The sequence below is a fragment of the Solwaraspora sp. WMMD792 genome, from assembly GCF_029626105.1.
Taxonomy (GTDB): domain Bacteria; phylum Actinomycetota; class Actinomycetes; order Mycobacteriales; family Micromonosporaceae; genus Micromonospora_E.
Genome location: NZ_JARUBH010000009.1, coordinates 5,791,470 through 5,818,196 on the forward strand (window position 1 = coordinate 5,791,470; position 26,727 = coordinate 5,818,196).

Sequence of the window (26,727 nt, forward strand, 5' to 3'; positions counted from 1 at the left end):
GCCTGCTGATCTACCCGCCGGGGAGGGCCCGAAACGGTGGCGGCGGAACCTCCGGTCAGCGGCTCAGAAGGCGTCCTCGGGTAGGTCCATCAGGTCGAGTCCGGTTCCGGCGATGATTCGACGGTCGGCACCGATCCGGGGCAGCACCTCGCTGGCGAAGAACCGGGCGGCGGCCACCTTGCCCTGGTAGAAGCTCTGGTCGGCGTCGGAGACCCCGTCGCCGCCCAACGCGGTCAGGGCGACCTCGGCCTGCCGCTGCAGCAGCCAGGCGATCACCACGTCGCCGAGCGCCAGCAGCAGTCGCCGGCTGCTCAGGCCGACCTTGTACAGCGAGCGCGGCTCGCCGCTCTGCACCTCACCGAGCCAGCCGGTCATCACGCCGAGGATGTTCTGCACCTCGCCGAGTGCCCGGCCGAGCGCGGCGCGCTCCTCCTTGAGCTGGCCATTGCCACCTTCGGCGGCGATGAAGGCCTGAATCTCGCCGGCGATCGCCATCAGCGACTGGCCGTTGTCCCGGACGATCTTGCGGAAGAACAGGTCGAGACTCTGGATCGCGGTGGTTCCCTCGTACAGGGTATCGATCTTGGAATCCCGGACGTACTGCTCCAGCGGGTAGTCCTGGAGGAAGCCGGATCCGCCGAAGGTCTGCAGCGACTCGTGGCCGAGCAGTTCGTACGCCCGTTCCGAGCCACACCCCTTGACCAGGGGCAGCAGCAGGTCGTTGACCCGCTTGGCGAGCTCCACGGTCTCCTCGTCGCCGGCCGCCCGGGCGATGTTGATCTTGTCCTGCCAGCTGGCCGTGTAGCAGACCAACGCACGCAGGCCCTCGGCGTACGACTTCTGCAGCATCAGCGACCGACGGACGTCGGGATGGTGGGTGATCGTCACCCGGGGGGCCGCCTTGTCGGTCATCTGCAGCAGATCGGCGCCCTGGACCCGGTTCTTGGCGTACTCGAGGGCATTGAGGTAGCCGGTGGAGAGGGTGGCGATCGCCTTCGTGCCGACCAGCATCCGGGCGTACTCGATGATCAGGAACATCTGCCGGATTCCGTCGTGCACGTCGCCGAGCAGCCATCCCTTGGCCGGCACGCCGTGCTCACCGAAGGTGAGCTCGCAGGTCGTGGAGACCTTCAGGCCCATCTTGTGCTCGACGTTCGTGGCGAAGACGCCATTGCGCTCGCCCAGCTCACCGGTTGCCCCGTCGAAGTGGTACTTGGGCACGACGAACAGCGACAGGCCCTTGGTGCCCGGACCACCGGCGCCCTCGACGCCGACCGGACGGGCCAGCACGTAGTGGATGATGTTCTCGCTGAGGTCGTGCTCGCCGCTGGTGATGAAGCGCTTGACGCCCTCGATGTGGTACGAGCCGTCCGGCTGCGGAATCGCCCGGGTGCGCCCGGCACCCACGTCGGAGCCGGCGTCCGGCTCGGTCAGCACCATCGTCGACGCCCACTGCCGCTCGACGAAGAGTTTGGCCCACTCCTTCTGCTCCGGCGTGCCCTCGACGTAGAGGGTGTGCGCGAAGGACGGCCCGGAGGCGTACATCCAGACCGGCGCGTTGGAGCCGAGCACCAGGTCGGCCAGCGACCACCACAACGCCCGTGGCGCGTTGGTGCCGCCGAGCTCCTCCGGCAGGTCCAGCCGCCAGAACTCGGCCTGCATGAAGGCCTCGAACGAACGGCGGAACTCGGGCGGCAAGGTCACCGAGTGGGTGGCCGGGTCGAAGACCGGCGGGTTGCGGTCGCCCGGCACGAAGCTGGGCGCGAGCTCCTCGCGGGCCAGCCGCTCGACCTCGCTGAGGATGCTCCGGGCGGTGTCGACGTCCAGGTCGGCGTAGGGCGCCTGGCCGAAGGTGCGGTCGGCGCCGAAAACCTCGAACAGGTTGAACTCGAGGTCCCGAAGGTTGCTCTTGTAGTGGGTCATCGCGTGGTGGCCCCGCTTCCGGACAGCTGTTACTGGTCAGTAACCACCACTGTATTACTCCCGGGTAGCCAACGACAAGCGCGCCGTCTGGCAAACCGAGGACAGCAACGGGGCAGCTGACGGCCCACCAGCCGTCACCTGTCCGGAATACGGTCGTTTTGCCCGGTGCAAGAGGCAAAAATTGGGCAAAACCCAAGAAGCGCCGCAGTTGCCATCAGGAGGCACAGATGTCCGTCACCCGCCTGCTCAACGCACTGGTCGAACCGATCGCCAGCCGTCGCTACGTCGGCCGGCACCGGGCCCTCGGCGGCACCAGCTTCCTGTTCGCGATCACCCAGCCGGTCTGACCCGCCCGGGGCCTCGGCACCACCTGCCGTCAGTGCTCCGCCCCGTCGGGCGATCCGGCCGGTCAGCCGCCCGGCGCGCCGACTTCCCAACTCGGCACGGACGGAGCGGGCACCACCCCGGAGCCCGAGTACTCCATCAGGACCAGGGCGATGTCGTCGTCGAGCCGCCCGTACACCCACTCGACCAACGCCGTCTCCAGCGACGCCAGGCCGTCACCGACGGTGCCGTGACCCAGCAGCCGCCAGGCCCGGTCCGCGGTGGGGAAAAAGGCACCGTCCCGACGTGCCTCGCCCAGTCCGTCGGTGAACAGCAGCAACCGGTCACCTGGCTCGAGACGTTCGACCCGGGGACGTACCACCGGCATGAACCCGAGCGGCGGCGCCGGAGCCGGCGGTTCCAGCGGGATCACTTCGCCCCGGCGCAGCAGCAGCGGCGCCGGGTGCCCGCAGTTGACGATGGTCAGCGTTCCACCGCGCTCCTCGACCAGGGCGGCGGTGACGAAATCCTCGTCGCCCACGCTGCGCGCCACCGCCCGGTCCAGGTCGGCCACGATGGCCCGTAGGTCGGCCCGCTCATAGGCGACGTGCCGGTACGAACCCAGGACGATGCTGGCTAGTCGGACCGCGTCCAGGCCTTTGCCCCGCACATCTCCGATGATCATGCGTACGCCGTACGGCGTGTCGAGCGCCTCATACAGGTCACCGCCGATGTCCGCGGCGGCGGTGGCGGAGATGTAGCGTCCCGCCACGGCGAGCGTGCCGACCTGCGGTCCGAGCGGACGCAACACCGCCTGCTGGGCCACCGACGCCAGCCGCGAAAGCTCGGCGATCTGCTGTGCCTGCCGTTCCCGGATGACCGCCACCGCCGCCGCCAGCCCGGTGGCCAGCGCGATACCGACCACGTTCACCGCGGTCGCCAGCGAGAGCATCTGACCGGTCAGCGCGAAGATGCCACCGACCAGGGTGGCCAGCACCCCGGTGGAGAGCACCACCCGCCACGTCGCGAAGGCCGCCGCGAGGAACGGGGCAGCGGCGACCAGACCGACGTAGTTGACACCGGACCCGTCCGCGATCTCCACCACGGAGACGAGCGCGAGCAGCACGAGGGCCGCGCCGAGGCCGACGCGGGAACCAGCGCTGAGTGGGCGGCGGCCGCCCATCGGGATGATGTGCATGGGTACGCGAAACAGCATGACTCATCGGTGGCGGTGGCCCAACGGAGTTGGCCTGTCGTCTGATCCGGATATGGCCACCCGGAGTATTGGACAACCTTGGCACCCTGGCTATCCCCCGGGCGGGCGGCGAGCGGTTGCTCAACCTGTGGGCAAACCTGGAAATGGCATATCACGCCGCTGACCAGCAGCTCGACACTGAGTGGCAACTCAGGATCGCGGTCAGTCGCCGAGAATCTCGTAGCGGACCTGGAGGTGACCCAGGTCAAGAGCCGCAATCTTCGCGAAAGCGGCACGGGCCAGGTCGAGGCACCGCCCGTCGACGAACGGTCCCCGATCGTTGATCCGAACCACCACGCTGGCACCGGTCTGCGGGTTGGTCACCCGCACCTGAGTATCGAACGGCAGGGTACGGTGCGCGGCGGTCATCCCCGACGGGTCGAACGACTCGCCGTTCGCGGTGACCTGTCCGCTGGCGTAGTACGACGCACCACAGGTGCCGCTCTCCACCACCTGGCCACCAGCCGGGGCCTCGTTCCGGGTCGGGGACGGCCCGCCGGTCGGGGACCGTTCTGGCGTCGGGGACGGTTTCGGCGTCGAGGCGGCCCGGTCGGCCCCACGTGCCGCCCGGGTCGACGCGGTCGAGCGGTCCGGCACAGGCGAGCCGGACGCCGCAGCCGTGGACGGCGTGGCCGTGGGCGGCGTGGCCGTGGGCGGTGTGGCCGTGGACGCCGCACGCGGTGTTGTCGACGTACCGGCGGTCAGTTCGAACGCCATGGCCGTTCCGCCCGCCAGCACACCGGCCAGCAGGACCACCGCCAACCACGGTGCCAGCCGCAGACGGTACGGGCGCGGGTTGCGATGGCGCGCGGCCATGACGTCTCCTGACGAGCTGACAACATAATTTAGCCGCCGCACCGTAGCCGGAGCAGGCCGTGTCGTGTCAAGTGTGCCCGGCAGATTCACCGGCGAGGAGTCCCGGCATACTCGGCCGGTGACCGACGCCGCAGCCGCTCACCCGCACCGGTCCCGCGCGGCCGCAGCCGGCAACGTGCCACGCCCGGCCGCAGCCGGCGACGTGCCGGACCCGGTTGAACTTCGGCGGCTGCTGATCGACACCTTCGTCTGGCACGACCCCGGCCCGGCCAGCAGCCACCTGGTGAGCGACCTGTCCGGGTGGTGGCGACACCCCCGGATTCTCGCCGGGATCGGCCCGGCCCTCGCCGATCTGGCCAGCGCCGATCTGGCCGACGCGGACCGACCGAGCACGGTGATGACCCCGCAGGTCACCGGGCTGCTTGTCGGCCCGCTGGTGGCGACAGCGCTCGGCGTTGGCGTCGTACCCGCGTACAAGGAGGATCCGCAGCGGGCAATCGCGGACGCGACCACCTGGACCACGACGGCGCCCGACTACCGGGGCCGCACGCTGCGGCTCGGTGTCCGTGACCGGCACCTCGGCCCAGGCGACCGGGTCCTGCTGGTCGACGACTGGGTCACCAGCGGCGCGCAGCTGCGGGCCATGGCGCAGCTCGCCGCAGCTCGCGGGGCGGTCGTCGTCGGCAGCGCGGTGATCGTCGCCGACTGTCCGCCCCCCGTCGTCAACGAACTCCGGATCCGCAGCCTGATCCACAGCAAGGACCTGTGAACCGCCGGGGTCGGATCGGCTACGGCGTCGCCTCGTGTCCCGGTCGGCCGACGGTACGCCGGGCCTGCTTCATCTCTGCCTCGTGGATGTGCCGGCGGCCGCCCACCAGCGCCTCCCGGGCCGCCCGCTCGACCGCCTGGAAGGTCGCGTAGTAGCCGTCGTCGAACTCCTCGACGATCTGGAACGTCCAGCGGCCCGGCAGGACGTTGCGACCGATCAGCTCCGTCTCGATCCGGTCAGCCATGTGCCGGTGACCGGCCCCGCGCAGCAGCTGGACGACCCGGTCCAGGGTCGCGTCCGCGCCGCCGATCAGCTGGTGCATCGAGTAGAGGTGGCCACGGGCCCGGTGCACCGTCTCCAGTGCCTTGCTCAACTCGCCGAGCGCCGCGACCGTGGCGTCGTCCACCCCTCGAGGTCGGGCGTGGTCGGCATCCACAGCCGGCAAATCCTTCGGTTCCGACATGGAACATTCGTACCAGAGACCGGAGCGCCACAACGCTGGGTCAACGATCAACAACCCATAGTAGAGTCGGAGCGATGCGCCGGCCCCCGCAGACCATCTCGGTGGTCACTCCTGTCCATCCCGCGAGCATCCCGTACCTCGCTGACGCGTACGCCTCGCTGCGGGCGCAGCGGATGCCGCCTGGCTGGCAGTGGCGCTGGCTGGTGCAGGAGGACGGGCAGACCGGTGAGGTCGCCGCCGCGCTGCCTCAGGACCGACGGATCAGCGCCGGCCACAACCGCCCTGGTGGCCCCGGCGTCACCCGCACCATGGCGCTGTCCCGCGTCGACGGGCCGCTGGTCAAGGTGCTCGACGCCGACGACCGGCTGACCTCCGACGCGCTGGCCCGCGACATCGCGGTCCTCACCGCCGACCCGACGGTCGGCTGGACGACGGCGGCGGCGCTCGATCTGCTGAGCGACCACAGCACGGTACGGATGGCCACCGATCCACCGGGCGGCCGGTTGCCCGCCGGTACGGTCCACCGGTGCTGGCAGGAGGACGCCTACCGGCTGCCGGTGCACCCGGCGACGCTGTGCATCCGTACGGACCTGCTGCTGGCCCTGGGCGGCTGGCTGGCGCTGCCCGCCTCCGAGGACACCGGGCTGCTCCTCGCCGCGAGCACGGTCAGCGACGGTCACTTCATCGACGAGCCGGGGTTGCTCTACCGGAAATGGCCCGGGCAGGTGACCAACCAGCAGGCCCACTGGTCCCCGACGGAACGGGCCGACCGGATCCAGGTGATCGAAAGCCGGGTCGCCGCGCTGGCGCTGCTGGGTATCGGCCCGACGTCGTCCGCACCGCAAGGTCGATGATGACGCGCGACGGTCGTTGCACGCAGTGTGACCCTCTCGGGCCAGGGGTTACCTGTTCAGCTTGATGCCAGAGGTGCATCAGGATGCACCTGCGGCATCACGTCCGCGGAGGCAGCATGGGTTCCGAGGCGGGCAACTGGCAGAGCTGACCAACCGCAGCCCCAGCGAGTTGATCCGCGAGGTGCTTCAGGCCGCGTACCCGCGAAAGTAGGAAGCTGGCGGCGATCCCGCGCGCCTACGACGAAAGCCCTGGTTGGGATTGTGGTCCTGACCAGGGCTTTCGGTGTGGAGCGGGTGACGGGAATCGAACCCGCACTGTCAGCTTGGGAAGCTGATGTTCTGCCATTGAACTACACCCGCGAGCGGCCCCACTCTACCCGGTCCGCCCGGTCACTGCGCAACAGGCCCGGCCGCCGGCCGAGCACAGCACGGGGTACGGCTCGACACCCGTCGACCGAGCGTCAACGGGTAGCGCGTCGACGCGTCGGCCGGTGCACGCGGCGGGTCAGCAGGCGACCGGGGTCGGCACCGGGTGGGAGACGCTGCCGCTGGTCGGGTCGAGCCAGACCTGGACGGCTGGTTGCCGTGGCGCCGCCGCCGCGTAGTGGCCGGTGCTGCCACCGCGTTGCGCCACCATCGCCACGTCGACGGTGAACTCGAACAGTCGCCAGTCGACGTGCGGCACGGCCCCGAGATCGCTGGCGAGCCGACCCACCTTGGCCGGATCGGTGACCGGATGCGCCCGACCTGCCAGGTACGCCTCGTCGTCACTCTCCTCCGGCGGGAACGAGTGCAGCGCGTACCGACCGTCCCGCTCCAGGTCACGCCGCTTCGGCGAGTCGATGATGAAGCAGAACAGCCCGCTGTCGGTGATCACCGGGGAGACCGGGTGCACCCGGGGACCACCGTCGGCTCGGACGGTGGCGAGGTAGCCGAGGCCGGGACCGTACTGCTGCATGAGGAGTCGGATCGCCGTGGCCAGGCGGGGCTCGTCGGCTGCGAACTCGGACCAGGTTGCCATGCGATGATTCTATCGAACATGTGTACGAAGAGATAGTCGGATCGCCCGGCCAAGCCGATCCGGGTACGTTCCGGCCAGGACACCGGCCGCGCGGTCGCACCGGCCGCACGGTCGCTATCGTGTGACGATGCTCCTCTCCGACCGGGACATCGTCGCGGAGACCAAGACCGGCGGCCTCTCCCTCGAGCCGTTCGAACCCTCGCTCATCCAGCCGTCGAGCATCGATGTCCGGCTCGACCGGTATTTCCGGGTCTTCAACAACCACCTGTACACCCACATCGACCCGGCCACCCGGCAGGACGATCTGACGTCCCAGGTCGAGGTGCCCAGCGGCGACCCGTTCGTCCTGCACCCCGGTGAGTTCGTCCTCGCCTCCACGCTCGAGGTCGTCTCGCTCGGCGACGGCCTGGCCGCCCGACTGGAGGGCAAGTCGAGCCTGGGTCGGCTGGGCCTGCTGACCCACTCCACCGCCGGCTTCATCGACCCCGGCTTCTCCGGCCACGTGACGTTGGAGTTGTCCAACGTGGCGAACCTGCCGATCAAGCTCTGGCCCGGGATGAGGATCGGCCAGTTGTGCATCTTCCGGCTCTCGTCGACGTCCGAGCATCCGTACGGGTCGGCGGTCTACGGATCCCGGTACCAGGGGCAGCGTGGGCCCACTCCGAGCCGGTCCTGGCAGCGGTGGCGCACCTGGCCGACCAGCTGAACCGGCTGGGCTGTTGGAGAGCCGGCGCACCGGCGGCGGGGAGGCGAAAGGCGCCCTCCCAAGCCGGGGGGAGACATGGGAGGGCGCCTTTCCGGTGGCCGGTGCTGCCGCTTGACGGGGGGATCAGCGGCACGCGCCAGGCCATGGGGAGGAGTGAGGTCTAGCCGGGCCTGCCGTAACTGTGCACACTCGAACCGATCTTGCGCATCTGCACCGGTTCGCCCGCCTGGGAGGCGTGCACGATCCAGCCGTTACCCACGTACATGCCGACGTGGGAAAGCCCGCTGTAGTAGAAGATGAGGTCGCCGGGGCGCAACTCGTCCCGGCTGACGTTGGCGGTCACCTGACGCTGCCGGGCGGCGTTGTGCGGCAGCGAGACGCCGGCCTGCGCCCAAGCGGCCAGGGTGAGACCCGAACAGTCGTAGCTGCCCGGTCCCGCTGAACCCCACACGTACGGCTTGCCGATCTGCGCGCAGGCGAAGGTGACCGCCTTGCCGGCCGCACCGCCGGGGTAGGTCGCCGGGCAGGGCGCGGGACGCAGCGAGCCGAGGGTGTTGGTCGAGCCGTACGCCTCCAGGCGCAGGTCCTGCAGCCGGTCAACCTCGGCGTCGATCTCCTTGGCCTTCGCCGCCAGCTGAGCCTCGGTGCTGGTCAGCTCGACGATCAAATCGTCGAGCGGGGCCTTCTTCGCGGCGTACTCGTTCTTGAGGTCGACGACGGCCTGCACGTCGCGTGCCTGCCGCCGGGCGAACTGGTCCAGCAGCTCGAGCTGGTCGGCGAGGTGGGTCGGCTTGCCGTTGGTCAGGATCGCGTTGAAGACCGACGGACTACCGCCCTTGTACGACCGGGCGGCGAACTCGCTGACCCGGTCCATCGCCAGGTCGATCTGGATCTGCAGCGGCTTGATCTTCTTCTGCAGTTCGTCCGCCTGCTTCTTCTTGGCGGCGAGGTCCTGCCGTACGGCGTTGTGCCGTTCGATCGTCGGTTCGAGCTCGGCCCAGACCTCGTCGATCTGCGACTCGATTTCGGCGACGGTCGGCTGCGCCTGCGCCGGCGCTCCGACCAGCAGCAGACCGACGCCGGTGGTGGCGGCGATCAACGCGGTGAGTATTCGGCTAGGGTCGTGCGGCGTTTTTTGCCGATGGTCGCGGCTGGACCACCGGAGGTATCGCCGAGGGGCGCTCGTAGCCACCGGACTCCTTCTCCCCAGACCGCCTACCGGGTTAGCTGACGGGTTCGGGCGGAAAGGAGACGCCCTACCGCAGGTGGCCTGCGGATTCACCCCGGAAGTGCCGTGGGTCCCCGGCTCGCCGTCAGACGGCGATTAGGCGGTGTCAGGCCGAGGTCAACCCGGCTGGTTGACGTCCTCCCGACTCGACGATCCCCAAGGGTAGAGAGCGGCGTTCTCGCTACGCAAGCGAGAACATGGACTATCTCATTGAGTACGCAGGCGATTGCGTATCGTGCATAGGCTGCCATCGTTCAAGCGTTCGAATCTTGCCGGGCGGACCGGCCCGTTCATACCGGTCCGCCCGTACGTTCGGCCGACCAACGCGCGCCACTCAGATTGCCTCGGCGGGCTGGCTGACCTGCCGCGATCAGCCGACCCGCTTGAATCCGGCGAGCGGCATGTTGTCGATGTTCTCCATCTGCACGGGTTGACCCGCGCGGGGAGCGTGCACCATCAGGCCATTACCGATGTAGATCCCCACGTGATGCAGATCACTAAAGAAGAATACGAGATCCCCGGGTTTGGCGTTGGCGCGGCTGACCGAACTGCCCTGATTCCACTGAGTTCCGGTGTAATGCGTGAGGCTGACACCGGCACTTGCCCAGGCGTACTGGGTCAGGCCGGAACAGTCGAAGGCGTTCGGCCCGGTGGCACCCCAGACGTACGGCTTACCGAGCTGTGCGCACGCGGTGCGGACCGCGGTTCCGGCGGCTCCGCCGACCGACACCGCCGGGCACGGGCCGGAGGCACCAGATCCGCCGGTGTAGCCGGTGGACTGGTACGCGGCGTTGCGCGCCCGCTCCAGGCGCTTGATCTCGGCGTCGATGGTCTTGCGCTGCTCGGCGAGCGTCTTGTCCTGTGCCTGCTGCTTCGTGATCAACTCGTCCAGCGTCTGCCGTTCGGCGAGATAGCGGTCCCGGGTCTCCAGAACAGCGGTGATCTTTTCCTGCCGACGCTTGGAGATTCGGTCCAGCACCACGAGCTGATCCGCCAGGCTGGTCGGTGATCCGGTCCGGAGCAGGGCGTTCAGTTCGCTCGACGGCCCGGTCCGGTAGTAGCGGTTGGCAACCTCGCCGATCTCATCCGCCGCCAGGTTGGCCTGCAGGGACAGGGGGCGGATCTTCTCGTCGAGCGCGGCCGCTTTCTTCTCGTTGGCCTTGAGCTCGCTGTGCACCTTGTTGTACTGCTCGATGACCGGTTCCAGTTTCAGCCACTGGGCATCCAACTCGGCTTCGATCTCAGCCAGCGTCGGCTCGGCGTGGGCCGGCCCAGCCGGGGAGAGCAACGCGATTACGGCGAGCAACAGCGTGATCGCACTATGCCGCAAGAGCCGTAAAGGCCGATGCTCTCCGCGTCGATATCGGGACCCACTGTGACGATGGATGTGCGAATTTGCGAGCGCACGTGCCATTGGCAGCGACTCCTTCAATGGTTCGATCGCTGGGGCCTCACGGGCGGGGGTACGGAGGCCGACATCCGCAGCGGTCGGTGCATCACCTTATTGGAAAGCGCGGTGTTCGTTCAAGACCGCCTGCCGCCTCTGCTTCCTCCGTGGCAACCGCTCGGCGCCGCCCGCAGCACTGCTTCTCCCGTAGCAGCTGCTTCTCCCGCAGCTACCGCTTATCCTGCGGTCACCGGTCTGGGCGGTTAGCGTGATGACATGGAGTCGCTCAGCCTCGCGGAGGAGCTGGTCCTGCTCAGCTATGACGATTCCGGGACCGCGACCGTCGCTTCCCCAGAGCTCGACTACGCCGTCGCCGGGGCGGTGTTGTGCGACCTCGCCGTCGGCGGCCAGATTGCGATTGACGCAGACGGCCGGGTGCTGGCCGACGACAACCCGACCGGCGGCAACCCAGCCGACGACAGCCAGGCCGACGACGATCCCGCCGGCGGGTACGCGCCCGGCGGAGCCCCGGGTCGAGGCCACGGTCGGGAGCTGCTCGACCAGGTACGGACCAGGATCCAGGCCGAGCCTGGCCGCGCGACCCGCGACTGGGTGGTCGATCTGTCCCACGGTGTAGTCGACGAGGTACTCGACGGGCTGGTCGCCTCGGGGGTGCTCCGCCGGGAACGGGACCGGGTGCTCTGGGTGCTGCCCCGGACCAGGTTCGCTCCGCCGGACGGCGTCGAACCGCCCGCCGAGACGGAGACCCGGCGACGGCTGGCCGCCGCCGAGCGCGGCGCGGGACCGGTCGGACCACGTACCGCCGCGTTGGCCTGCCTGCTGAACGCACTCGACGTGCCGGACGTCGGTGCTGCACGGCCTTCGGACGCGCGGCACCGGCCGCCCGCGGTGCTCGGGCCGGCGGCCTGGCCGATCGCCGCGACCACCGACGTCGTCGACGGGTACCGGGCGACGGTCGCCCGCAGCGTCTTCACCGCCACCGACGTCGCGACTGGCAGCTAGCTGACCCCGGTAGGCGACGGCGCGAACCGCCGCCACAGCAACCGGACCACACCGCCGCCGACCGCCCCGATCAGCGCCCCGGTCGCGTTGTTGACCCAGTCGTAGCCGACACACTCGCGGCCGACGCCGAGCACCGCCTGGGCGACCTCGACGCCGGCCGGGGCCAGCACGAGCAGCCCGGTGGCCAGCGCTGGCCGGTGGACCGCCAGCACGGTACAGAACGCCAGCGGTACGAACATCGCCACGTTGCCGACCCGTTCACCGAGCGAGTCGACGGTGACCAGCCCGGACCACAGCACCGCCGGATCGGTGAGCGACCGGAGGCACGCGGCGAAGACCTGGCCGTCCGGGCCGGAAACGGAGACCCCGGGGGCGAGCGGTACGCCGGACCCGGTCGGTGCCGGTGGCAGGGTGAGCGCGGCGATCGCGGCGGCGCTGAGAAGCATCCCGAGCGTCGGCCAGCGCGCCCAGCCGAGCCGTACGGCGAGCGGCCGGTGCACCAGCAGGCTCACGCCGGCCAGCACCGCCAGGGTGAGGAACGGCCAGGGCTGGGAGAGGAATTCGCGGGCCCAACCCAGCACCCGCTTCTCCCTACTCCTCGGCCGACGATGACGATGACGCCGACGATGCTACCGCTGGCTTGACCGACCTGAGCAGCACCGTCGCCACATCGACGACCTCGACGTTCTCGCCCGCCGCGCCACTGGACTGCTTGCCGGTGACCCCGTCGCCGAGCATGGTGTAGCAGAACGGGCAACCGACCGCGATGGTCTGGGCCCCGGTGGAGAGCGCCTCCTCGACCCGGTCGACATTGACCCGCTTGCCGATCCGCTCCTCCATCCACATCCTCGCCCCGCCGGCACCGCAGCAGAACGAGCGTTCGGAGTTGCGTGGCATCTCCCGCAGCTGGGCCGCGTCGCCACCCGCCTCGGCACCTGCGGTCAACGCGGCACCGAGCACCTCCCGGGGCGGGCTGAACACCCGGTTGTGCCGGCCCAGGTAGCACGGGTCGTGGTAGGTCAACCCACCGTCGACCGGGGTGACCGGGGTGAGCTTGCCGGCGGCGACCAGGTGGGCCAGCAGCTGGGTGTGGTGTACGACGTCGAAGTGGCCGCCGAGCTGGCCGTACTCGTTGCCGAGGGTGTTGAAGCAGTGCGGGCAGGTCGCGACGATCTTGCGTTTCGCCGGCTCCCGGTCGCCGAACGCCTCGTTGAGGGTCTCGACGTTCTGCTGGGCCAGCATCTGGAAGACGAACTCGTTGCCGATCCGCCGGGCCGGGTCGCCGGTGCAGGTCTCGCCCTCGCCGAGGATGGCGAAGTCGACGCCGGCTTCGTGCAGCAGGGTCGCCACCGCGCGGGTGGTCTTCTTGGCCCGGTCCTCGAACGCGCCGGCGCAGCCGACCCAGAACAGGTACTCGAAGTCGTCCACCTCGCCGACCCGGGGGACCGCGAAGTCGAGCCCCTTGGTCCAGTCCTCCCGGGTGTTCGGCGGAGCACCCCACGGGTTGCCCTTGTTCTCCAGGTTGCGCAGCATCACGCCGGCCTCGCTGGGGAAGCTCGACTCGATCAGCACCTGGTAGCGGCGCATGTCGACGATGTGGTCGACGTGTTCGATGTCCACCGGGCACTGCTCCACGCAGGCCCCGCAGGTGGTGCACGACCAGAGCACGTCCGGGTCGATGACGCCGCCGTCGTCGGCGCCGCCGATCAGCGGGCGGTCGGCCTCGGCCAGCGCCAGGGCGTCGACCTTGGCGAGCTGTTCGGCCGTGCCCTTCTCCTCGCCGGTGAGGTCCTTGCCACCGCCGGCGAGCAGGTACGGCGCCTTGGCGTAGGCGTGGTCACGCAGCGACAGCACCAACAGTTTCGGTGACAGCGGCTTACCGGTGTTCCAGGCCGGGCACTGCGACTGGCAGCGGCCACACTCCGTACAGGTGGTGAAGTCGAGCAGGCCCTTCCAGCTGAACTGTTCGACCTGGGCGACGCCGAACTGGTCGGACTCCGGGTCGGCCTCCTCGAAGTCGAGCGGCTTGCCGTCGCTCATCATCGGCCGCAGCGCGCCGAGGCCGGAGTTGGGCCGGCCGGGGTCCCGCTTGAAGTAGATGTTGAAGAAGGCGGCGAACCGGTGCCAGGCCACCCCCATGGTCAGCGTCAACGCGATGACGATCAGCCAGGTCATCGAGATGAGGATCTTGACCAGGGCGGTGATGCTGATCGCCGATTCGGAGGCGGGCAGGACCGCACCGAGGGCGTGGCTCACCGGAGTGGCCCAGACCGGGAAGTCGAAGTGGTCGGTGGCCACCCGGAAGCCGCGGATCAAGAAGCCGCAGATCAGTACGGCGAGCACGACGGCTTCGACGAAGTAGCCCTGCCACATCGTCGAGCCGGTGAACCGGGACCGGCCGCCGGTCCGGGTCGGCCGGTTCGCCAACCGGATCCCGATGAGCACGCCGATACCCGCCATGCCGAGGATCGAGATGAGCTCGGTGACCAGCCCGTACAGCAGCCAACCGCCGATCACCGGAATGCCGCCGCCGGCGTCGACCACCTCGAAGTACGCCTCCAGCACGAGGATGGAGAGCACGATGAAGGCGACCATGACGAACCAGTGGGCCGCCCCGACGACGCTCCATTTGAGCATCCGGGTGTGGCCGAGGGTCTCGCTCAGCATCACCTTCGCCCGGGTGGCCGGGTCACCGGTGCGGTGCGGGTCGGCCTTGCCGAGTCGGATGATCGAGACGAACTGCCAGACCGCCCGGCCGGCGAGCACCACCGCGACGGCGGTGACGATGGCGGCGACCACCGTGGTGACGATCTGGACCGTACCCATTCGTTGGCCTCCCGGTGTGCTGCGGACGAGCGGCAGAGTGACCGGAAGGCCGGCCACGGAGCTTCAGCCTACCGCCAAGTTACCCATGGGTAATGTGACGAGCGTCGCACCGCACCGGCGACCGGTACTCGCCACCCTATGGCAGCGTCGCCGCCACGCCAGCGCCCGGCCCCCGACAAAACAGCAGGTCGGCCGGCATCCTCGTGGACACCGACCGACCTTGGGTGGCTCTGACGGGCCGACTGCGGACCGACTGTGAACCGGGTCAGCGCCAGCGGGAGAGCAGGATCAGCGAACTCACCATGGCACCGAACCCGATCGCCAGGTTCCAGTAGCCCCAGGAGGCGACCGGGTAGGCGGTCTCCGACAGGTAGTAGACGACCAGCCAGCCGATGCCGAAGACGATCAACGAGACGGCGCTGATCGGCAGCCAGACCGGACTCGGCTTGCGGGTGGCAGCCGTCTGGGTCGGGCGGACGTCGGTCGGCGGGGTGTAGACCTTCTTCTTGCGAACCTGCGACTTGGGCACGACGCTCTCCTGGTGGCTATCATCCGGCCCGGCAACCGGACGCAGCGGCGACGGTCCATGGCCAATAATGTTCAAGAGCTAGCGTAGTCAAGTTGCCGCGATCCGGCCACGGGCCGCAGCACGGCAGCAGCGACATTTGGGCACAACCAGGTCCACCAGGTGCGATAGACCGCCCAGGTGGCCCACTATGCGGACACTTGTCGATGGCTGGCAGGCGGAGAGGGGGCCGAGGTGGAGTACACCTCCGGCAGCGCGTCCTGGCGGGACGTGGTCCGGCGTGCCGTTCGCGGGCTGCTACGTCGACGGCGCGGCGCGGAGCAGCCCGGCTGGTCCGCCGGCGTACCGCTGATCGCGCTGCTCGCCGGCCTGCTGTTCACCACGACCGCCACCACCGCCAGCGGCACCAGCCTGCGGGAGGACCGTCGACCACAGCTCGCGCAGCTGATCGACGACCGACGTACCCAGCTCGCCGCCGCCGAGGAGCGCGCCGCCCAACTGCGCGACCAGGTCGACCAGCAGACGGAGCTGGTCGCCGGGTCGGACGAGCCGATCGCCCGGCAGCAGGCCCGGATCGACGCGAACCGGTCGGCGGCCGGCTTCACCGCGCTGGCCGGCCCGGGCGTCATCATCGAGCTCGACGACGCGCCGCGGCTGACCGACCTGCCGGACGGTGCCAGCAACGACGACCTGGTGGTGCACCAGAGCGACGTACAGGCAGTGGTCAACGCACTGTGGGCCGGCGGCGCCGAAGCGATGTCAATCATGAATGTACGGGTGTTGGCGACCAGCGCGGTACGCTGTGTCGGGAACACGCTGTTGTTGCACGGCGGGGTCTACTCGCCCCCATTTCGGATCGCCGCGATCGGTGACCCCAGCGCCCTGCAGCAGGCGCTGGCCGACTCCGAAGGGGTGCAGTTGTTCAGGGACGCCGTGACCCACTTCCAGCTGGGCTACCAGGAGACCGTCGAAGCCGAGCTGACCGTGCCGGCGTTCGACGGATCGGCAGCGCTGCGGCACACCACCGTTCCGGAGTCGGCGCGATGACCCGGCCCGGGGTGCCCGGCCGTCCAGGGGCGCCCGGCCATCCCGACCAACCGCACGACTCGGGCCGGCACCGCGCGTACCACACCGACGACTCGACCACGGTGCTTCCCCGCTTCACCGGGCTGAACCCGGCAACGGCGCCGGGCCCGACACCCCCGGCGCATCAGCACCCGCCCGGCTACTCGCCCCAGCAACTGGCCCAGTACCAGCGCCCCCGACAGCCGGAGCGCGACGATGCCGCCCGCACCGCTGTCATCCCCGCCTACCCGGCCGAGCCGGCCGCGTCCACCACCGTGCTACCGGTCGTGATCAGCAGCTACCAGCCGCCGTCGAACGGTGAGTCACCGACCGGCGCCGGGTGGGATCCTGACCCCGGCGAGCGCGACGGTGCCGCACCCCGCCGCGGTGAGCGGGTGGTCAAGTTGCGACCGGAGCGCACCGACAGCGGTTACAAGAGCGTGTACTCCGAACTGACCCGACCGACCATCTGGACCGCGCTGCGCGCCACCGCCCGGGTCACCGGGGAGCTGCTGATCACCTTCGGCATGGTGGTACTGCTCTTCGCCGGCTACGAGATCTGGGGCAAATCGGTCATCGTCAACGCCCACCAGGACGAGCTCAGCGAACAGCTCGCCCAGCAGTGGGCCGAAGTGCCCGAGCCGGTCGTCAGCGACGGCCCGACACCCGAGCCCGAGGCATCCCCCACCATCCAGGTGCAGGGCACCCCGGTCGCCGGCCTTTACATTCCGAAGCTGGACAAGAACTGGATCGTCGTCGAGGGCGTCGGCCAGGACGACATCCGGTACGCACCGGGTCACTACCCGGACAGCGCCGGACCCGGGGAGATCGGCAACTTCTCGGTGGCCGGGCACCGCAACCGGGCCACCTTCTGGCGGCTGGACGAGCTGGGCGACGGCGACACGATCGTCGTCGAGGACCGGGACACCTGGCACGTGTACGCGGTCACCCGCAACCACATCGTGCTGCCGAACCAGACCGAGGTGGTCGCCGCCGTACCCGGCGACCGCAGGGCGCAGCCGACCGAGGCGATGCTGACCCTGACCACCTGCCACCCGAAGTTCGACAACTACCAGCGGCTGATCGTGCACGCGGAGCTGGTCCGCAGCCAGCCCAAGGCCGATGGCCGACCGGCGGAACTCGGCGGCTGAGCCATGTACGCCTGGATCTGGCGCAAGCTCCCGTTCGGCACGCCCGGCAAGCTGATCGGTTCGGCGCTGCTCGCCGGGCTGACGGTCGTCCTGCTCTGGTACGTGGTCTTCCCGTGGGCGGAGCCGCTGCTGCCGTTCGACGACGTCCAGGTGACCGAGGACGGCGGCGGCACCGGTACCGACCCCGGTGACGGTGGTCCGGCCGACGGCGGCACCGACGGCGACGGCGGCGATCCGGACGGTGGCGGCGCCGACGACTACGAGCTGCCGTACGACACCGAGACGAACAACCCCGTACCCGATGAGAACGGCGACTAGAGTCAGGTGTCCGCGTGCGCGTACTGGTGATCGACAACTACGACTCGTTCGTGTTCAACCTGGTGCAGTACCTCGGCCAACTGGGTGCCGACTGCGACGTCCGGCGCAACGACGAGATCTCCGTCGACGAGGTCGGCCGGCTCGGCGCGGCCGGTGTGCTGCTCTCCCCCGGTCCGGGTGCGCCGGACAGCGCCGGCATCTGCCTGGAGGTCATCGAGCGGTACGCCGGACAGCTGCCGATCCTCGGTGTCTGCCTCGGTCACCAGGCGATCGGTGCCGCGTTCGGCGGAGTCGTCGAACGCGCTCCCGAGCTGCTGCACGGCAAGACCTCGCTGGTCGAGCATCGGAGCGTCGGGGTGCTGGCCGGGCTGCCGGACCCGTTCACCGCCACCCGCTACCACTCTCTCGCGGTACGCGAGGACAGTCTGCCGGCCGAGATCGAGGTCACCGGGCGTACCGCGTCCGGGGTGGTGATGGCGATGCGGCACCGGAGCCTGCCGGTCGAGGGGGTGCAGTTCCACCCCGAGTCGGTGCTCACCGAGGGCGGCCATCTGATGCTGGCGAACTGGCTGGCCGGGTGCGGTCTGCCGCAGGCCCGGCAGCGGGCACCGCGACTCGCCGCCGAGGTGGAGACCCGGCGGCGGGCCGCGTTCGTGTCGGCCTGAGTCCAGGCCCGGCCGCTAGGACCGCCAACCGCGACTCAGTCGAACAGCCGGGTAACGGTCGCCGTGGGCAGCAAACCACCCGTCCCACCGCCGGTCCCGCCGCCCGGGGTGCTGGAGCCGCCAGCGGAGCCACCACCGCCGTCACCGTCGCCCGGCGGCGGACTGGTCGTCGGAGGCGATCCGGTCGGCGACGGGCTGCCGGTCGGGTCCGGCGACGGCTCCTCCTCCTGCCGGGGCTGGGAGACCACGATCTCCACCCGGGAGTTGACCCGGTGTTCGCCGTTGTTCGGGCTCTGGCTGGTGACGATACCGGCATCGGCCGGGTCGACTTCCTCCCCGTCGATCACCCGGGGGTCGAAGCCAGCATTCTCCAGCCGCGCGACCGCTTCGGCTTCGGTGCGGCCGACAACGTTCGGTACGTTCCGCAGGTTGTTGAGCGAGACGAGCACCTTGACCTCGCTGCCCACCTCCACCATCTCGCCGGCGCTGGGCACCTCGACCACCTGGTCCTTCGCAGCCGAGCTGTCCACCTCCTCGAAGTCGGCGATCAGCTCGAGGTCGGTGAGCCGCTGCTCGGCCGCGCTGCGGGTGAAGCCCTTCACATCGGGGACCTGGACCGTGCCCGGGCCGGCGCAGACGGTGAGGGAGACCTCGGAACCCGGCTCGACGGCGCCCGGCTTCGGTGACTGCTCGACGACGGTGTTGAGGGTGCAGTTAGCGTCGTCGCGGCTGGTGACATCCGCTGTCAGCTGCAGGTTGGTGAGGGTCAGCTGGGCCTGCTCGATCTGCTCGCCGACCAGGTTGGGCAGATCGACGGTGACCGGCTCGTCGGGACCTTGGTTCATCCAGATCAGCCCGGTGGCCAGGGCGATCACCGCGAAGACGCCCAGCGCGCTGAGCCCGGCGATGACCGCCGGCGAGGTCCGCTTCGGCGGCGGGCCGCCGACGCCACCGGGGATCCGCTGGGTCGAGCCGGTACGCCCGGTAGCGCCCATCGCGACGGTTTCGTCGTCGCGCAGCACCGGGGTGGCCAGCACCGGCCGGCCGGAGGCGGCACGCAGCAGGTCGGCGCGCATCTCGCCGGCGCTCTGGTAGCGGTTGACCGGGTTCTTGGCCAGCGCCTTCAACACGATCGCGTCGATCGCCGGGGTGACGTCCCGGTTGATCTCGCTCGGTGCCCGCGGGTCCTCCCGGACGTGCTGGTAGGCGACGCTGACCGGGCTGTCGCCGACGAACGGTGGATGGCCGCAGAGCAGCTCGAACAGCACGCAGCCGGCCGCGTAGACGTCGGACCGGGCGTCCACCGACTCGCCCCGGGCCTGCTCCGGGGAGAGGTACTGCGCGGTGCCGATCACCGCCGACGTCTGGGTCATCGTGGTCGCGCCGCTGGCCAGTGCGCGGGCGATGCCGAAGTCCATCACCTTGACCTGGTCGGTCTGGGTGAGCATGACGTTGCCGGGCTTGATGTCCCGGTGGATGATGCCGTGCCGGTGGCTGAACTCCAGGGCGGCGCAGACGTCGGCGCAGTATTCCAGGGCCCGACGCGGGTGCAGCCGGCCCTCGGCGGCGAGCACCTCCTTGAGGGTGCGGCCGTTGACGAACTCCATCACGATGAACGGCAGCGTCTCGCCGGTGGCGGCGTACTCCTCGCCGGTGTCGTAGACCGCGACGATCGCCGGGTGGTTGAGCGAGGCGGAGTTCTGCGCCTCCCGCCGGAACCGTTCCTGGAAGGTCCGGTCCCGGGCCAGATCGGTGCGCAGCATCTTGATCGCGACATCACGGCCGAGCCGCAGGTCACGGCCGCGGTGAACCTCAGCCATTCCGCCGTAGCCGAGCAACTCGCCGACCTGGTACCTGCCACCTAGCAGGCGGGCCTGCGCGGTCATCGTCCTTGTCGTCCTTCGCTCGTCTGGTCGTCATCGGGTCGGACCAAGTCGGGTGCTTCCATCGACGGTACGGGTCCCACGCTGGTTTCGACGTGTCCGGCTGCCATCTGGTTCTCAGCCGTAACCAATCGCACCACGGGTTGCCCCAGGGCGGTCGAGTTGTTGGCGCTGTCGATGATCCAGTAAGCGACCAGCCCGGTGCAGAGCAGCACGATCAACGCTCCGAGGATGATCGCCAGGACGGTGAACACTTGCCGGTGCAGGCCACCGGACCGCTGGGGCGGGGCTGGTGGCCGGTTGTAGCCGTACGGGTTGGGTGGACGACCCGACGCGGGAAGGGGCTGCCGCGCCGGGGTGGCAGGGTGATGGTAGCCGGCCGGATACCCGCCCGGCATCATCGGCGCGGTGGCCGGCCGGTAGCCGGGTGGTCCGGGCATCGGCTGCCCCGGCGGCGGCCGCTGACCGGGCGGCACCGAATTGGGCGGCACCGAGCCGGGGTGCATCGGCCCGGGAGACATCGGGCCCGGCGACATCGGGCCGGGGGACATGGGTGCAGGGCCGGACGCCATCGGCGAGACCGGCGCTGCCGAGGTGGGCCGGGGCGCGGCCGGGTGCTGGCCGGGATGCTGCTGGGCAGGATGCTGCTGGCCCGGGTGCTGCTGGCCCGGGTGCTGCTGGGCGTGTGGTGGCCGGGGCGGGCCGGCCGGTGGCCGGCCCTGGCCGGCGAGCGTGGTGGCGGCCTGCCGGGAGACGGCGGCCATCGTGGCGGCGCTCTGCCAGCGTGCCGCCGGATCCTTGGCGAGCGCGCGCTCGACGAAGCTGCGGACCACGGGTGGGATGTCCGACGGCAGCGCGCGCGGCACCTCACGCACGTGCTTCATGGCGATTTCCAGCGGATTGTCGCCCTCGAACGGCCGCCGACCGGACAGACACTGGTAGGCGACCACGCCGAGCGCGTACACGTCGGAAGCCGGCGTCGCGACCGCGCCGGACGCCTGCTCGGGGGAGATGTACGAGGCGGTGCCGAGCACCGAGCCGGCGGCGGTCAACTGGCCGACGATCTCCGAGCGGGCGATGCCGAAGTCGGTCAGCACCAGCGTGCCGTTGGGCCGTACCAGCAGGTTGCCCGGCTTGACGTCGCGGTGCACGATGCCCTTCTCGTGGGCCGCGTGCAGCGCGTCGGCAGCCTGGGCGATCAGCGCCATGGTGCGGGCCGGGGTGAGCCGCCCGACCCGGGACAGGGTGCGCGACAGCGCGTCGCCCTCGACGTACTCCATCACCAGGAAGGCGATGTGCTTGTCGCTGCCGTAGTCGTAAACGTCGACCACGCCGGGATGGTTGATGGTGGCCATGGTGCGGGCCTCGCCGCGGAACCGCTCAGCGAAGCCGGGCTCCTCGAGCAGCGCGGGAAGCAGGCTCTTGACCGCGACGGTACGGCCGAGCACCTCGTCGGTGCCGCGCCACACGTCGCCCATCCCGCCGCTGGCGATGCGCTCGTCGAGCCGGTAGCGGCCGCCGAGCAGGACTCCGGAGCTCAGCATCTCAGCGCCCCTCACGCTCGGCGACGAGGGCCCGCATGATCTGCCCGGCGATCCGGGCCGCTTCCCCGCTGCCGCCGCTGCCGGCACCTTCCAGCAGTACGCAGACCGCCGAGATCGGCTCACCGTCCTCGGACGTGACGAAACCGATGAACCACCCGTGGTCCTCGTCGCCCTCGCCGGCCTGCGCGGTGCCGGTCTTGCCGCCGACGGTGTAGCCGTCGATCCGGGCGTTGCGGCCGGTGCCGTTGCGCACCACGCTGACCATCATCTCCTGCAGGTCGGCGGCGACCGACCCGCTCACCGACTGGCGCAGCTCCCGCGGGTCCGCGGTGTAGTAGCTGCTGGTCCGGTCGGCGTGCAGCAGCTGCTGGATCACGTACGGACGCATCTGGCTGCCGCCGTTGGCCACCGCCGCCGCGATCATCGCGCCTTCCAGCGGGGTCATCCGGACGTTGTTCTGGCCGATCGACGACTGGGCCAGCGCCGCGCCGTCCTCGCTGCCGTCCGGGTTGGCGATGTCGCCGGTCCGGCTGGCCGCGACCGGCAGGCCGTCGTCCCCGCTGGTCCGGCCGACGACCAGCTCCTCGTCCTCGAAGCCGAAGTCGCGGGCCTTGGCCTTGACCGTCTCGGCGCCGAGCTCCACACCGAGCTTGGCGAAGCCGGTGTTGCAGGAGTCGGTCAGGGCGGTGATCAGGGTGACCTCGTCCTGTGGGCAGATGGAGTCGACGGCGTTGCGGATGTCGGTGCCGGAGTCAGGGTGCCGGTAGACCGGGCCAGCGGAGATCGGCGTCTCCGGGGTGGTGCCGTTCTCCAGGGCCGCCGCCGCGACGACGACCTTGAAGGTGGAGCCGGGCGGCAGCACCTCGCCGAGGGCCCGGTTGTTCAGCGGACGGTTCGGGTCGCTGTCCAGCTCGTTGAAGGCCTCCTGCGCCGCACCGGTGTCGTGGCTGGCCAGCGGGTTCGGGTCGAAGCTGGGCAGCGAGACCAGGGCCTGCACCGCGCCGGTACGCGGATCGAGCGCCACCGCCGCGCCCACGTCGACGCCGACCCGGTTGTCCAGCAGCTGCCGGTACGCGGTCTCCTGCGCCCGCCGGTTGATGGTGAGCAGCACGTTCCCGCCGCCGGTCTCCTCCCCGGTGAACAGGTCCCGGACCCGGTCGGCGAAGAGTTGGTCGCTGGTGCCGGCGAGGAACTCGTTCTCAGCTTTCTCCACGCCGGTGGCGGCCAGGTTGACCGGCTTGTAGCCGATCACGTGCGCGTAGAGCTCGTTGTCCGGGTAGGTGCGCAGGTACTGCAGTTCGCCGTCGGTCGGCGTGCTGGTGGCCAGGGCACGGGCACCGGCTTCGATGTTGCCGCGTTGCCGGTCGTACTCGGCGACCTGCACCCGGCCGTTGTAGTCGCTGGTGCGGTACTCCTCGGCCTTGTAGCCCTGGACCCAGTTGAGGTTGACGAAGAGCAGGCCGAACAGAACCATGATGACCACGCCGACTCGGCGCAGCGGGGCGTTCATCGGCGGATCACCTCCGTCGGCGCGCCGTGCAACTGGGCAGGTGGTCCGGCCGGCGCACCGGGCGGCCGGGGCTCGGCGCCCACCACCGGCCGACGGCCGGCGTCGGAGATCCGCAGCAGCATCGCCACCAGCAACCAGTTCGCCATCAGCGAGGAGCCGCCGGCGGACAGGAACGGGGTGGTCTGACCGGTCAGCGGGATCAGCCCGCTGATCCCGCCGACGATCACGAAGACCTGCAGGGAGAGGGTGAACGCCAGGCCACCGGCGAGCAGCTTGCCGAACGAGTCGCGTACCGCCAGACCGGCCCGCAGCCCGCGCTCGGCGACCAGCAGGTAGACGACCAGCAGTGCGGAGAGCCCGAACAGGCCGATCTCCTCGCCGAGGCCGGCGAAGATGAAGTCGTTGTGCACCTCCGGCACCTTCAGCGGCTGGCCGCCGCCGGGTCCGGCGCCGAACAGCCCGCCGGTGCCGAGCCCGAGCAGGCCCTGGACCAGTTGGTAGCCGTCGTTGTACGGGTCGGAGAACGGGTCGAGCCAGATGTTGGCCCGCTGGTAGAAGTTGGCGAACGGGCCGCCGACGATGTTGCCCAGGTGGTACGCCAGGAACGCCCCGCCGAAGAACAGCAGCAGACCGATGATCAGCCAGCTGACCCGTTCGGTGGCGACGTAGAGCGTCACCACGAACATGCCGAAGTAGAGCAGCGACGTCCCGAGGTCCTTCTGGAAGACCAGGACCAGGACGCTGAGCAGCCAGACCACCAGCACCGGGCCGAGGTCGCGGCCCCGGGGGAAGTCGATCCCGAGCACCCGCCGGCTGGCCAGCGACAGCACTTCCCGCTTGCGGACCAGGTAGTACGCGAAGAACGACAGCAGGGCCAGCTTGGCGAACTCGCCGGGCTGGATGGAGAAGCCGCCGATCAGGATCCACAGCTTGGCGCCGTTGACCTCGGAGTACCGCGCCGGCAGCACCGCCGGGATCATCACCAGCACGATCCCGGCCAGACCGAGGGTGTAGGCGTACCGGGCGACGATCTGGTGGTCACGGACCAGGACGAGCAGCCCGGCGGCTAGCACCACGGCGGCCAGGGTCCAGGCCAGTTGCCGCCCGCCGGTGCCGGCGAAGATCGGGTAGTCGATCCGCTCGGCGGCGGCCACCTGGGCCAGGTCGTAGCGGCGCAGGAATCCGACGCCGATGCCGTTGAGCAGGGCCACCGCCGGCAGCAGGGCCGGGTCGGCGTGCGGGGCGAAGAATCGGATGACCAGGTGCAGGCCGACGAAGACCGCGCCGACCACGGCGGTCGGCACCCAGAAGCCGGGCCGGATGGTGCCGAGCACGGCCGCTTCGGCCGCGGCCGAGTAGAGCGCGACCACGGCGAGCGCGAGGGCCAACAGGCCGAGTTCGGCGTTTCGCCGCGTCCTGATGGGGCGGATCCGCGGCATCTCACCGGTGATGGCCGGCGGGGCGGGTCCGACTGAAGCGGTCACTGGGTTTCCTTCACCTCGCTCGCCGGCCTCAGCCGACCGTCCGGCAACCGGCCGGGTTGGTCACCGGCGGGACCGGCTCGACCGGCGGGGCGTCCGGGGAGCTCTCCGGGGCACCGGACGGGCTCGGGGTGCCGCCCGGTGACGGGCTGTTCGCCGGGCCGGTCGGTGATCCGGAGACGAGGCCCTCGGGTGTCGCACCGGGCGATCCGGTCACGTCGGCCTCCGGTGACGGCGTGGGCGTCGGCGACGGGGTCGGGGAGGGCGACGGCGGGCAGATCGGCTTCAGGTTGGGGTTGCCCGGGTCGTCCCGGGTGAGTTCCAGCAGGTGCCGCTGCGCCTCGGCTTCGCTGCCGGCGTGGATGCCGCGCTTGACCCGGTCCTGGGCGACGGTGGTCAGGTCGTCCAGGGCGAGGTCGCTGGTCTGGTGCACGGTGGAGAGGCTGACGCCGGCCACCTCGCCCGGCATGCCCTGGAAGATCGCCAGCTGACCGTCGCCGGTTGCGCCGACGTAGTACTGCCGCTGGGTGTAGGCCCAGCCGGCCCAGACTCCGCCGCCGAGGATGCCGACCAGCACGACCAGCACGATCGCCGCGCGCAGCGGCCGGCGGCGGGGGCGTTGCGGGTCGTCGTCCGGGGCGGCAGCAGCGGCGTCGGCCGGCTCCGGCACGGCGGCCCGTGGCGCGGACAACGCGGAGGCCCGGGCGGCCGGGGTGGAGTCGTCGGCGGCGGTGGCCATGCCCCGGTCGCGGGCGGCGGCACCTCCGACGATCGGGGCCTGCTCGTGGATGCTCTGGTCGGTGGCGTCGGCGACGACGACAGTGATGTTGTCCGGGCCGCCGCCGCGCAACGCCAACTGGACCAGGCGTTCGACGCACTTGCCCGGGTCGGTGTACTCGCGCAGCGTCTCGGCGATGGTGTCCGGGCTGACCACGCCGGACAGCCCGTCGCTGCAGATCAGGTAGCGGTCGCCCGCGACGACCTGGCGTACCGAGTACTCCGGGTCGATGTCCCGGCCGTCCAGCGCCCGGGTCAGCAACGACCGCTGGGGGTGGCTGCTCGCCTCCTCGGCACTGATCCGGCCCTCGTCGACCAGCATCTGGACGTAGGTGTCGTCCTTGGTGATCTGCGCGAACTCCCCGTTGCGCAGCAGATACGCCCGGGAGTCGCCGATGTGCACCATGCCGATCTTGCTGCCGGAGAAGAGCGTCGCGGTCAGCGTGGTGCCCATCCCCTCCAGATGGGGGTTGGCGTCGACGGTGTCCCGCAGGTGCTGGTTGGCCAGGCCGACGGCTCCGCGTAGGGCGTCGACCATGGCGTCGCCGGGAACGTCCTCGTCGAGCGGGGCGAGTGCCCCGATGACGAGGTTGCTGGCGACGTCACCGGCGGCCATCCCGCCCATGCCGTCGGCCACGGCGAGCAGCCGCGGCCCGGCGTAGACGGAGTCCTGGTTTCCGTCACGGATCAGTCCGCGGTCACTGTGGGCGGCATAGCGCAGGGTCAGAGTCATGGCCGTAACTCAAGAGATGTGCGGCCGATCCGGATCGGCACGGCGAGGGGTACGGGGGTAGGTCCGGTGACCTTAGCGCGGTCCAGGTAGGTCCCGTTAGTGGAACCCGTGTCTTCGATGAACCACTGGCCGTCCCGGGGCATCAGCCGGGCGTGTCGCGCCGACGCGTAGTCATCGGTGATCACCAGGGTGGAGTCCTCCGCCCGACCTATCGTAATCGGAGACTCACCCAAAGTAATTTTAGTCCCGGCCAGCTGGCCTGCGGTCACTACGAGCTGATGAGCGGCCCGCCCCCGTTTGACCTTGGCCGGCCGGGCCGGTGCCGTACTGCTGCTGACCCCGCGCGGAGCCGCGACCAGGCGGCTGGACCGGGCACCGGCGAACAGATCCCGACGGATCACCCCCACCACCGTGAACACGAAGATCCACAGCAGGACGATGAAGCCGACCCGGGCGACGGCAACGACGAATTCGGGCAA

Annotated in this window: 23 protein-coding genes, 1 tRNA gene, 1 pseudogene and 1 riboswitch; of the genes and pseudogenes, 8 read left to right on the top strand and 17 right to left on the bottom strand. The window is 70.2% G+C overall.

The window, feature by feature from the left end:
• Positions 1-63: 63 nt before the first annotated feature.
• The 3 genes from O7629_RS26920 to O7629_RS26930 all read right to left on the bottom strand — a co-directional run bounded on the left by O7629_RS26920 (position 64) and on the right by O7629_RS26930 (position 4,318).
• Positions 64-1,923: an acyl-CoA dehydrogenase gene (locus O7629_RS26920; protein ID WP_278172710.1), complete on the bottom strand. Its 1,860-nt coding sequence runs from the start codon at positions 1,921-1,923 to the stop codon at positions 64-66.
• A gap of 409 nt (positions 1,924-2,332) precedes the next feature.
• On the bottom strand, positions 2,333-3,463 hold the full coding sequence (locus tag O7629_RS26925) for a PP2C family protein-serine/threonine phosphatase (RefSeq protein ID WP_278172712.1): 1,131 nt from the start codon (positions 3,461-3,463) through the stop codon (positions 2,333-2,335).
• 201 nt (positions 3,464-3,664) lie between these two features.
• Complete coding sequence (locus tag O7629_RS26930) at positions 3,665-4,318, bottom strand: septal ring lytic transglycosylase RlpA family protein (protein ID WP_278172714.1); 654 nt, start codon at positions 4,316-4,318, stop codon at positions 3,665-3,667.
• A 229-nt stretch (positions 4,319-4,547) separates the two neighbouring features.
• Between O7629_RS26930 and O7629_RS26935 the strand changes: the two genes are divergently transcribed.
• Positions 4,548-5,087, top strand: coding sequence for a phosphoribosyltransferase family protein (locus tag O7629_RS26935; RefSeq protein ID WP_278174695.1), 540 nt, complete (start codon positions 4,548-4,550; stop codon positions 5,085-5,087).
• Between the two features lie 19 nt (positions 5,088-5,106).
• Here O7629_RS26935 and O7629_RS26940 read toward each other — a convergent pair whose 3' ends face one another.
• A complete protein-coding gene (locus tag O7629_RS26940; RefSeq protein WP_278172716.1) occupies positions 5,107-5,550 on the bottom strand; it encodes a hypothetical protein in 444 nt (147 codons plus the stop codon).
• A 74-nt stretch (positions 5,551-5,624) separates the two neighbouring features.
• Between O7629_RS26940 and O7629_RS26945 the strand changes: the two genes are divergently transcribed.
• Positions 5,625-6,404 carry a glycosyltransferase family A protein gene (locus tag O7629_RS26945; RefSeq protein ID WP_278172717.1) on the top strand — a complete coding sequence of 260 codons (780 nt, stop codon included), beginning with the start codon at positions 5,625-5,627 and terminating at the stop codon, positions 6,402-6,404.
• 286 nt (positions 6,405-6,690) lie between these two features.
• Here the strand turns inward: O7629_RS26945 and O7629_RS26950 are convergent.
• Together O7629_RS26950 and O7629_RS26955 are read right to left on the bottom strand one after the other, a co-directional pair.
• Positions 6,691-6,764 (bottom strand) — tRNA-Gly (locus O7629_RS26950).
• 145 nt (positions 6,765-6,909) lie between these two features.
• A complete protein-coding gene (locus O7629_RS26955) occupies positions 6,910-7,425 on the bottom strand; it encodes a pyridoxamine 5'-phosphate oxidase family protein (protein ID WP_278172718.1) in 516 nt (171 codons plus the stop codon).
• 127 nt (positions 7,426-7,552) lie between these two features.
• Here O7629_RS26955 and dcd point away from each other — a divergent pair, with 127 nt between their 5' ends.
• Positions 7,553-8,131, top strand: a complete 579-nt coding sequence (gene dcd, locus O7629_RS26960; RefSeq protein ID WP_278172720.1) for a dCTP deaminase — start codon at positions 7,553-7,555, stop codon at positions 8,129-8,131.
• A gap of 160 nt (positions 8,132-8,291) precedes the next feature.
• On the opposite strand, the gene O7629_RS26965 is transcribed toward dcd, so the two are convergent.
• Positions 8,292-9,230: an NlpC/P60 family protein gene (locus O7629_RS26965; protein WP_278172721.1), complete on the bottom strand. Its 939-nt coding sequence runs from the start codon at positions 9,228-9,230 to the stop codon at positions 8,292-8,294.
• 98 nt (positions 9,231-9,328) lie between these two features.
• Positions 9,329-9,472: riboswitch (cyclic di-AMP (ydaO/yuaA leader) on the bottom strand.
• A gap of 257 nt (positions 9,473-9,729) precedes the next feature.
• Entirely contained in the window at positions 9,730-10,773 is a 1,044-nt protein-coding gene (locus O7629_RS26970) for an NlpC/P60 family protein (RefSeq protein WP_278172723.1), read from the bottom strand.
• Positions 10,774-11,022: 249 nt separating this feature from the next.
• On the opposite strand from O7629_RS26970, the gene O7629_RS26975 reads away from it, so the two are divergent.
• Positions 11,023-11,769, top strand: a complete 747-nt coding sequence (locus O7629_RS26975) for a GPP34 family phosphoprotein (RefSeq protein WP_278172725.1) — start codon at positions 11,023-11,025, stop codon at positions 11,767-11,769.
• Here O7629_RS26975 and O7629_RS26980 read toward each other — a convergent pair.
• From O7629_RS26980 to O7629_RS26990, 3 genes are all read right to left on the bottom strand, one after another.
• Entirely contained in the window at positions 11,766-12,350 is a 585-nt protein-coding gene (locus O7629_RS26980; protein ID WP_278172726.1) for a VanZ family protein, read from the bottom strand. The genes O7629_RS26975 and O7629_RS26980 overlap by 4 nt on opposite strands.
• Before the next feature lie 10 nt (positions 12,351-12,360).
• Positions 12,361-14,595: a heterodisulfide reductase-related iron-sulfur binding cluster gene (locus O7629_RS26985; protein WP_278172728.1), complete on the bottom strand. Its 2,235-nt coding sequence runs from the start codon at positions 14,593-14,595 to the stop codon at positions 12,361-12,363.
• A 265-nt stretch (positions 14,596-14,860) separates the two neighbouring features.
• Entirely contained in the window at positions 14,861-15,124 is a 264-nt protein-coding gene (locus O7629_RS26990; RefSeq protein ID WP_123606549.1) for a cell division protein CrgA, read from the bottom strand.
• A gap of 231 nt (positions 15,125-15,355) precedes the next feature.
• Here O7629_RS26990 and O7629_RS26995 point away from each other — a divergent pair, with 231 nt between their 5' ends.
• The 4 genes and pseudogenes from O7629_RS26995 to O7629_RS27010 all read left to right on the top strand — a co-directional run bounded on the left by O7629_RS26995 (position 15,356) and on the right by O7629_RS27010 (position 18,320).
• Positions 15,356-16,168 (top strand): DUF881 domain-containing protein, encoded by an 813-nt coding sequence (locus tag O7629_RS26995; RefSeq protein WP_278172730.1) that lies wholly within the window; start codon positions 15,356-15,358, stop codon positions 16,166-16,168.
• Between the two features lie 257 nt (positions 16,169-16,425).
• A pseudogene (locus O7629_RS27000) lies at positions 16,426-17,337 on the top strand (class E sortase); the annotation flags it as partial.
• A 3-nt stretch (positions 17,338-17,340) separates the two neighbouring features.
• Positions 17,341-17,655: a hypothetical protein gene (locus O7629_RS27005; protein ID WP_278172732.1), complete on the top strand. Its 315-nt coding sequence runs from the start codon at positions 17,341-17,343 to the stop codon at positions 17,653-17,655.
• 14 nt (positions 17,656-17,669) lie between these two features.
• Positions 17,670-18,320 (top strand): aminodeoxychorismate/anthranilate synthase component II, encoded by a 651-nt coding sequence (locus tag O7629_RS27010; protein WP_278172734.1) that lies wholly within the window; start codon positions 17,670-17,672, stop codon positions 18,318-18,320.
• Between the two features lie 35 nt (positions 18,321-18,355).
• Here the strand turns inward: O7629_RS27010 and pknB are convergent, their stop codons facing one another.
• The 6 genes from pknB to O7629_RS27040 all read right to left on the bottom strand — a co-directional run bounded on the left by pknB (position 18,356) and on the right by O7629_RS27040 (position 26,727).
• The gene (pknB, locus tag O7629_RS27015) at positions 18,356-20,206 is read right to left on the bottom strand and encodes a Stk1 family PASTA domain-containing Ser/Thr kinase (protein ID WP_278172736.1); all 1,851 of its coding nucleotides are present in this window, start codon (positions 20,204-20,206) and stop codon (positions 18,356-18,358) included.
• Positions 20,203-21,747, bottom strand: a complete 1,545-nt coding sequence (locus O7629_RS27020) for a serine/threonine protein kinase (protein WP_278172738.1) — start codon at positions 21,745-21,747, stop codon at positions 20,203-20,205. Before O7629_RS27020 ends, pknB begins: the two co-directional genes overlap by 4 nt.
• Position 21,748: 1 nt before the next feature.
• On the bottom strand, positions 21,749-23,257 hold the full coding sequence (locus O7629_RS27025) for a penicillin-binding transpeptidase domain-containing protein (protein WP_278172740.1): 1,509 nt from the start codon (positions 23,255-23,257) through the stop codon (positions 21,749-21,751).
• Positions 23,254-24,696, bottom strand: a complete 1,443-nt coding sequence (locus O7629_RS27030) for an FtsW/RodA/SpoVE family cell cycle protein (protein WP_278174696.1) — start codon at positions 24,694-24,696, stop codon at positions 23,254-23,256. Before O7629_RS27030 ends, O7629_RS27025 begins: the two co-directional genes overlap by 4 nt.
• A 73-nt stretch (positions 24,697-24,769) precedes the next feature.
• Positions 24,770-26,248 (bottom strand): PP2C family serine/threonine-protein phosphatase, encoded by a 1,479-nt coding sequence (locus tag O7629_RS27035; RefSeq protein WP_278172742.1) that lies wholly within the window; start codon positions 26,246-26,248, stop codon positions 24,770-24,772.
• Positions 26,245-26,727, bottom strand: a complete 483-nt coding sequence (locus tag O7629_RS27040; RefSeq protein WP_278172744.1) for an FHA domain-containing protein — start codon at positions 26,725-26,727, stop codon at positions 26,245-26,247. The genes O7629_RS27035 and O7629_RS27040 overlap by 4 nt, the downstream gene beginning before the upstream one ends.

Coding starts and splice junctions, on each gene's coding strand:
- O7629_RS26955 (WP_278172718.1), bottom strand. CDS start 7,425: ATGGCAACCTGGTCCGAGTTCGCAGCCGACGAGCCCCGCCTGGCCACG.
- O7629_RS27035 (WP_278172742.1), bottom strand. CDS start 26,248: ATGACTCTGACCCTGCGCTATGCCGCCCACAGTGACCGCGGACTGATC.
- O7629_RS27025 (WP_278172740.1), bottom strand. CDS start 23,257: ATGAACGCCCCGCTGCGCCGAGTCGGCGTGGTCATCATGGTTCTGTTC.
- pknB (WP_278172736.1), bottom strand. CDS start 20,206: ATGACCGCGCAGGCCCGCCTGCTAGGTGGCAGGTACCAGGTCGGCGAG.
- O7629_RS27030 (WP_278174696.1), bottom strand. CDS start 24,696: ATGCCGCGGATCCGCCCCATCAGGACGCGGCGAAACGCCGAACTCGGC.
- dcd (WP_278172720.1), top strand. CDS start 7,553: ATGCTCCTCTCCGACCGGGACATCGTCGCGGAGACCAAGACCGGCGGC.
- O7629_RS26930 (WP_278172714.1), bottom strand. CDS start 4,318: ATGGCCGCGCGCCATCGCAACCCGCGCCCGTACCGTCTGCGGCTGGCA.
- O7629_RS26940 (WP_278172716.1), bottom strand. CDS start 5,550: ATGTCGGAACCGAAGGATTTGCCGGCTGTGGATGCCGACCACGCCCGA.
- O7629_RS26925 (WP_278172712.1), bottom strand. CDS start 3,463: ATGCTGTTTCGCGTACCCATGCACATCATCCCGATGGGCGGCCGCCGC.
- O7629_RS27020 (WP_278172738.1), bottom strand. CDS start 21,747: ATGCTGAGCTCCGGAGTCCTGCTCGGCGGCCGCTACCGGCTCGACGAG.
- O7629_RS26970 (WP_278172723.1), bottom strand. CDS start 10,773: ATGGCACGTGCGCTCGCAAATTCGCACATCCATCGTCACAGTGGGTCC.
- O7629_RS26985 (WP_278172728.1), bottom strand. CDS start 14,595: ATGGGTACGGTCCAGATCGTCACCACGGTGGTCGCCGCCATCGTCACC.
- O7629_RS26945 (WP_278172717.1), top strand. CDS start 5,625: ATGCGCCGGCCCCCGCAGACCATCTCGGTGGTCACTCCTGTCCATCCC.
- O7629_RS26975 (WP_278172725.1), top strand. CDS start 11,023: ATGGAGTCGCTCAGCCTCGCGGAGGAGCTGGTCCTGCTCAGCTATGAC.
- O7629_RS26920 (WP_278172710.1), bottom strand. CDS start 1,923: ATGACCCACTACAAGAGCAACCTTCGGGACCTCGAGTTCAACCTGTTC.
- O7629_RS27005 (WP_278172732.1), top strand. CDS start 17,341: ATGTACGCCTGGATCTGGCGCAAGCTCCCGTTCGGCACGCCCGGCAAG.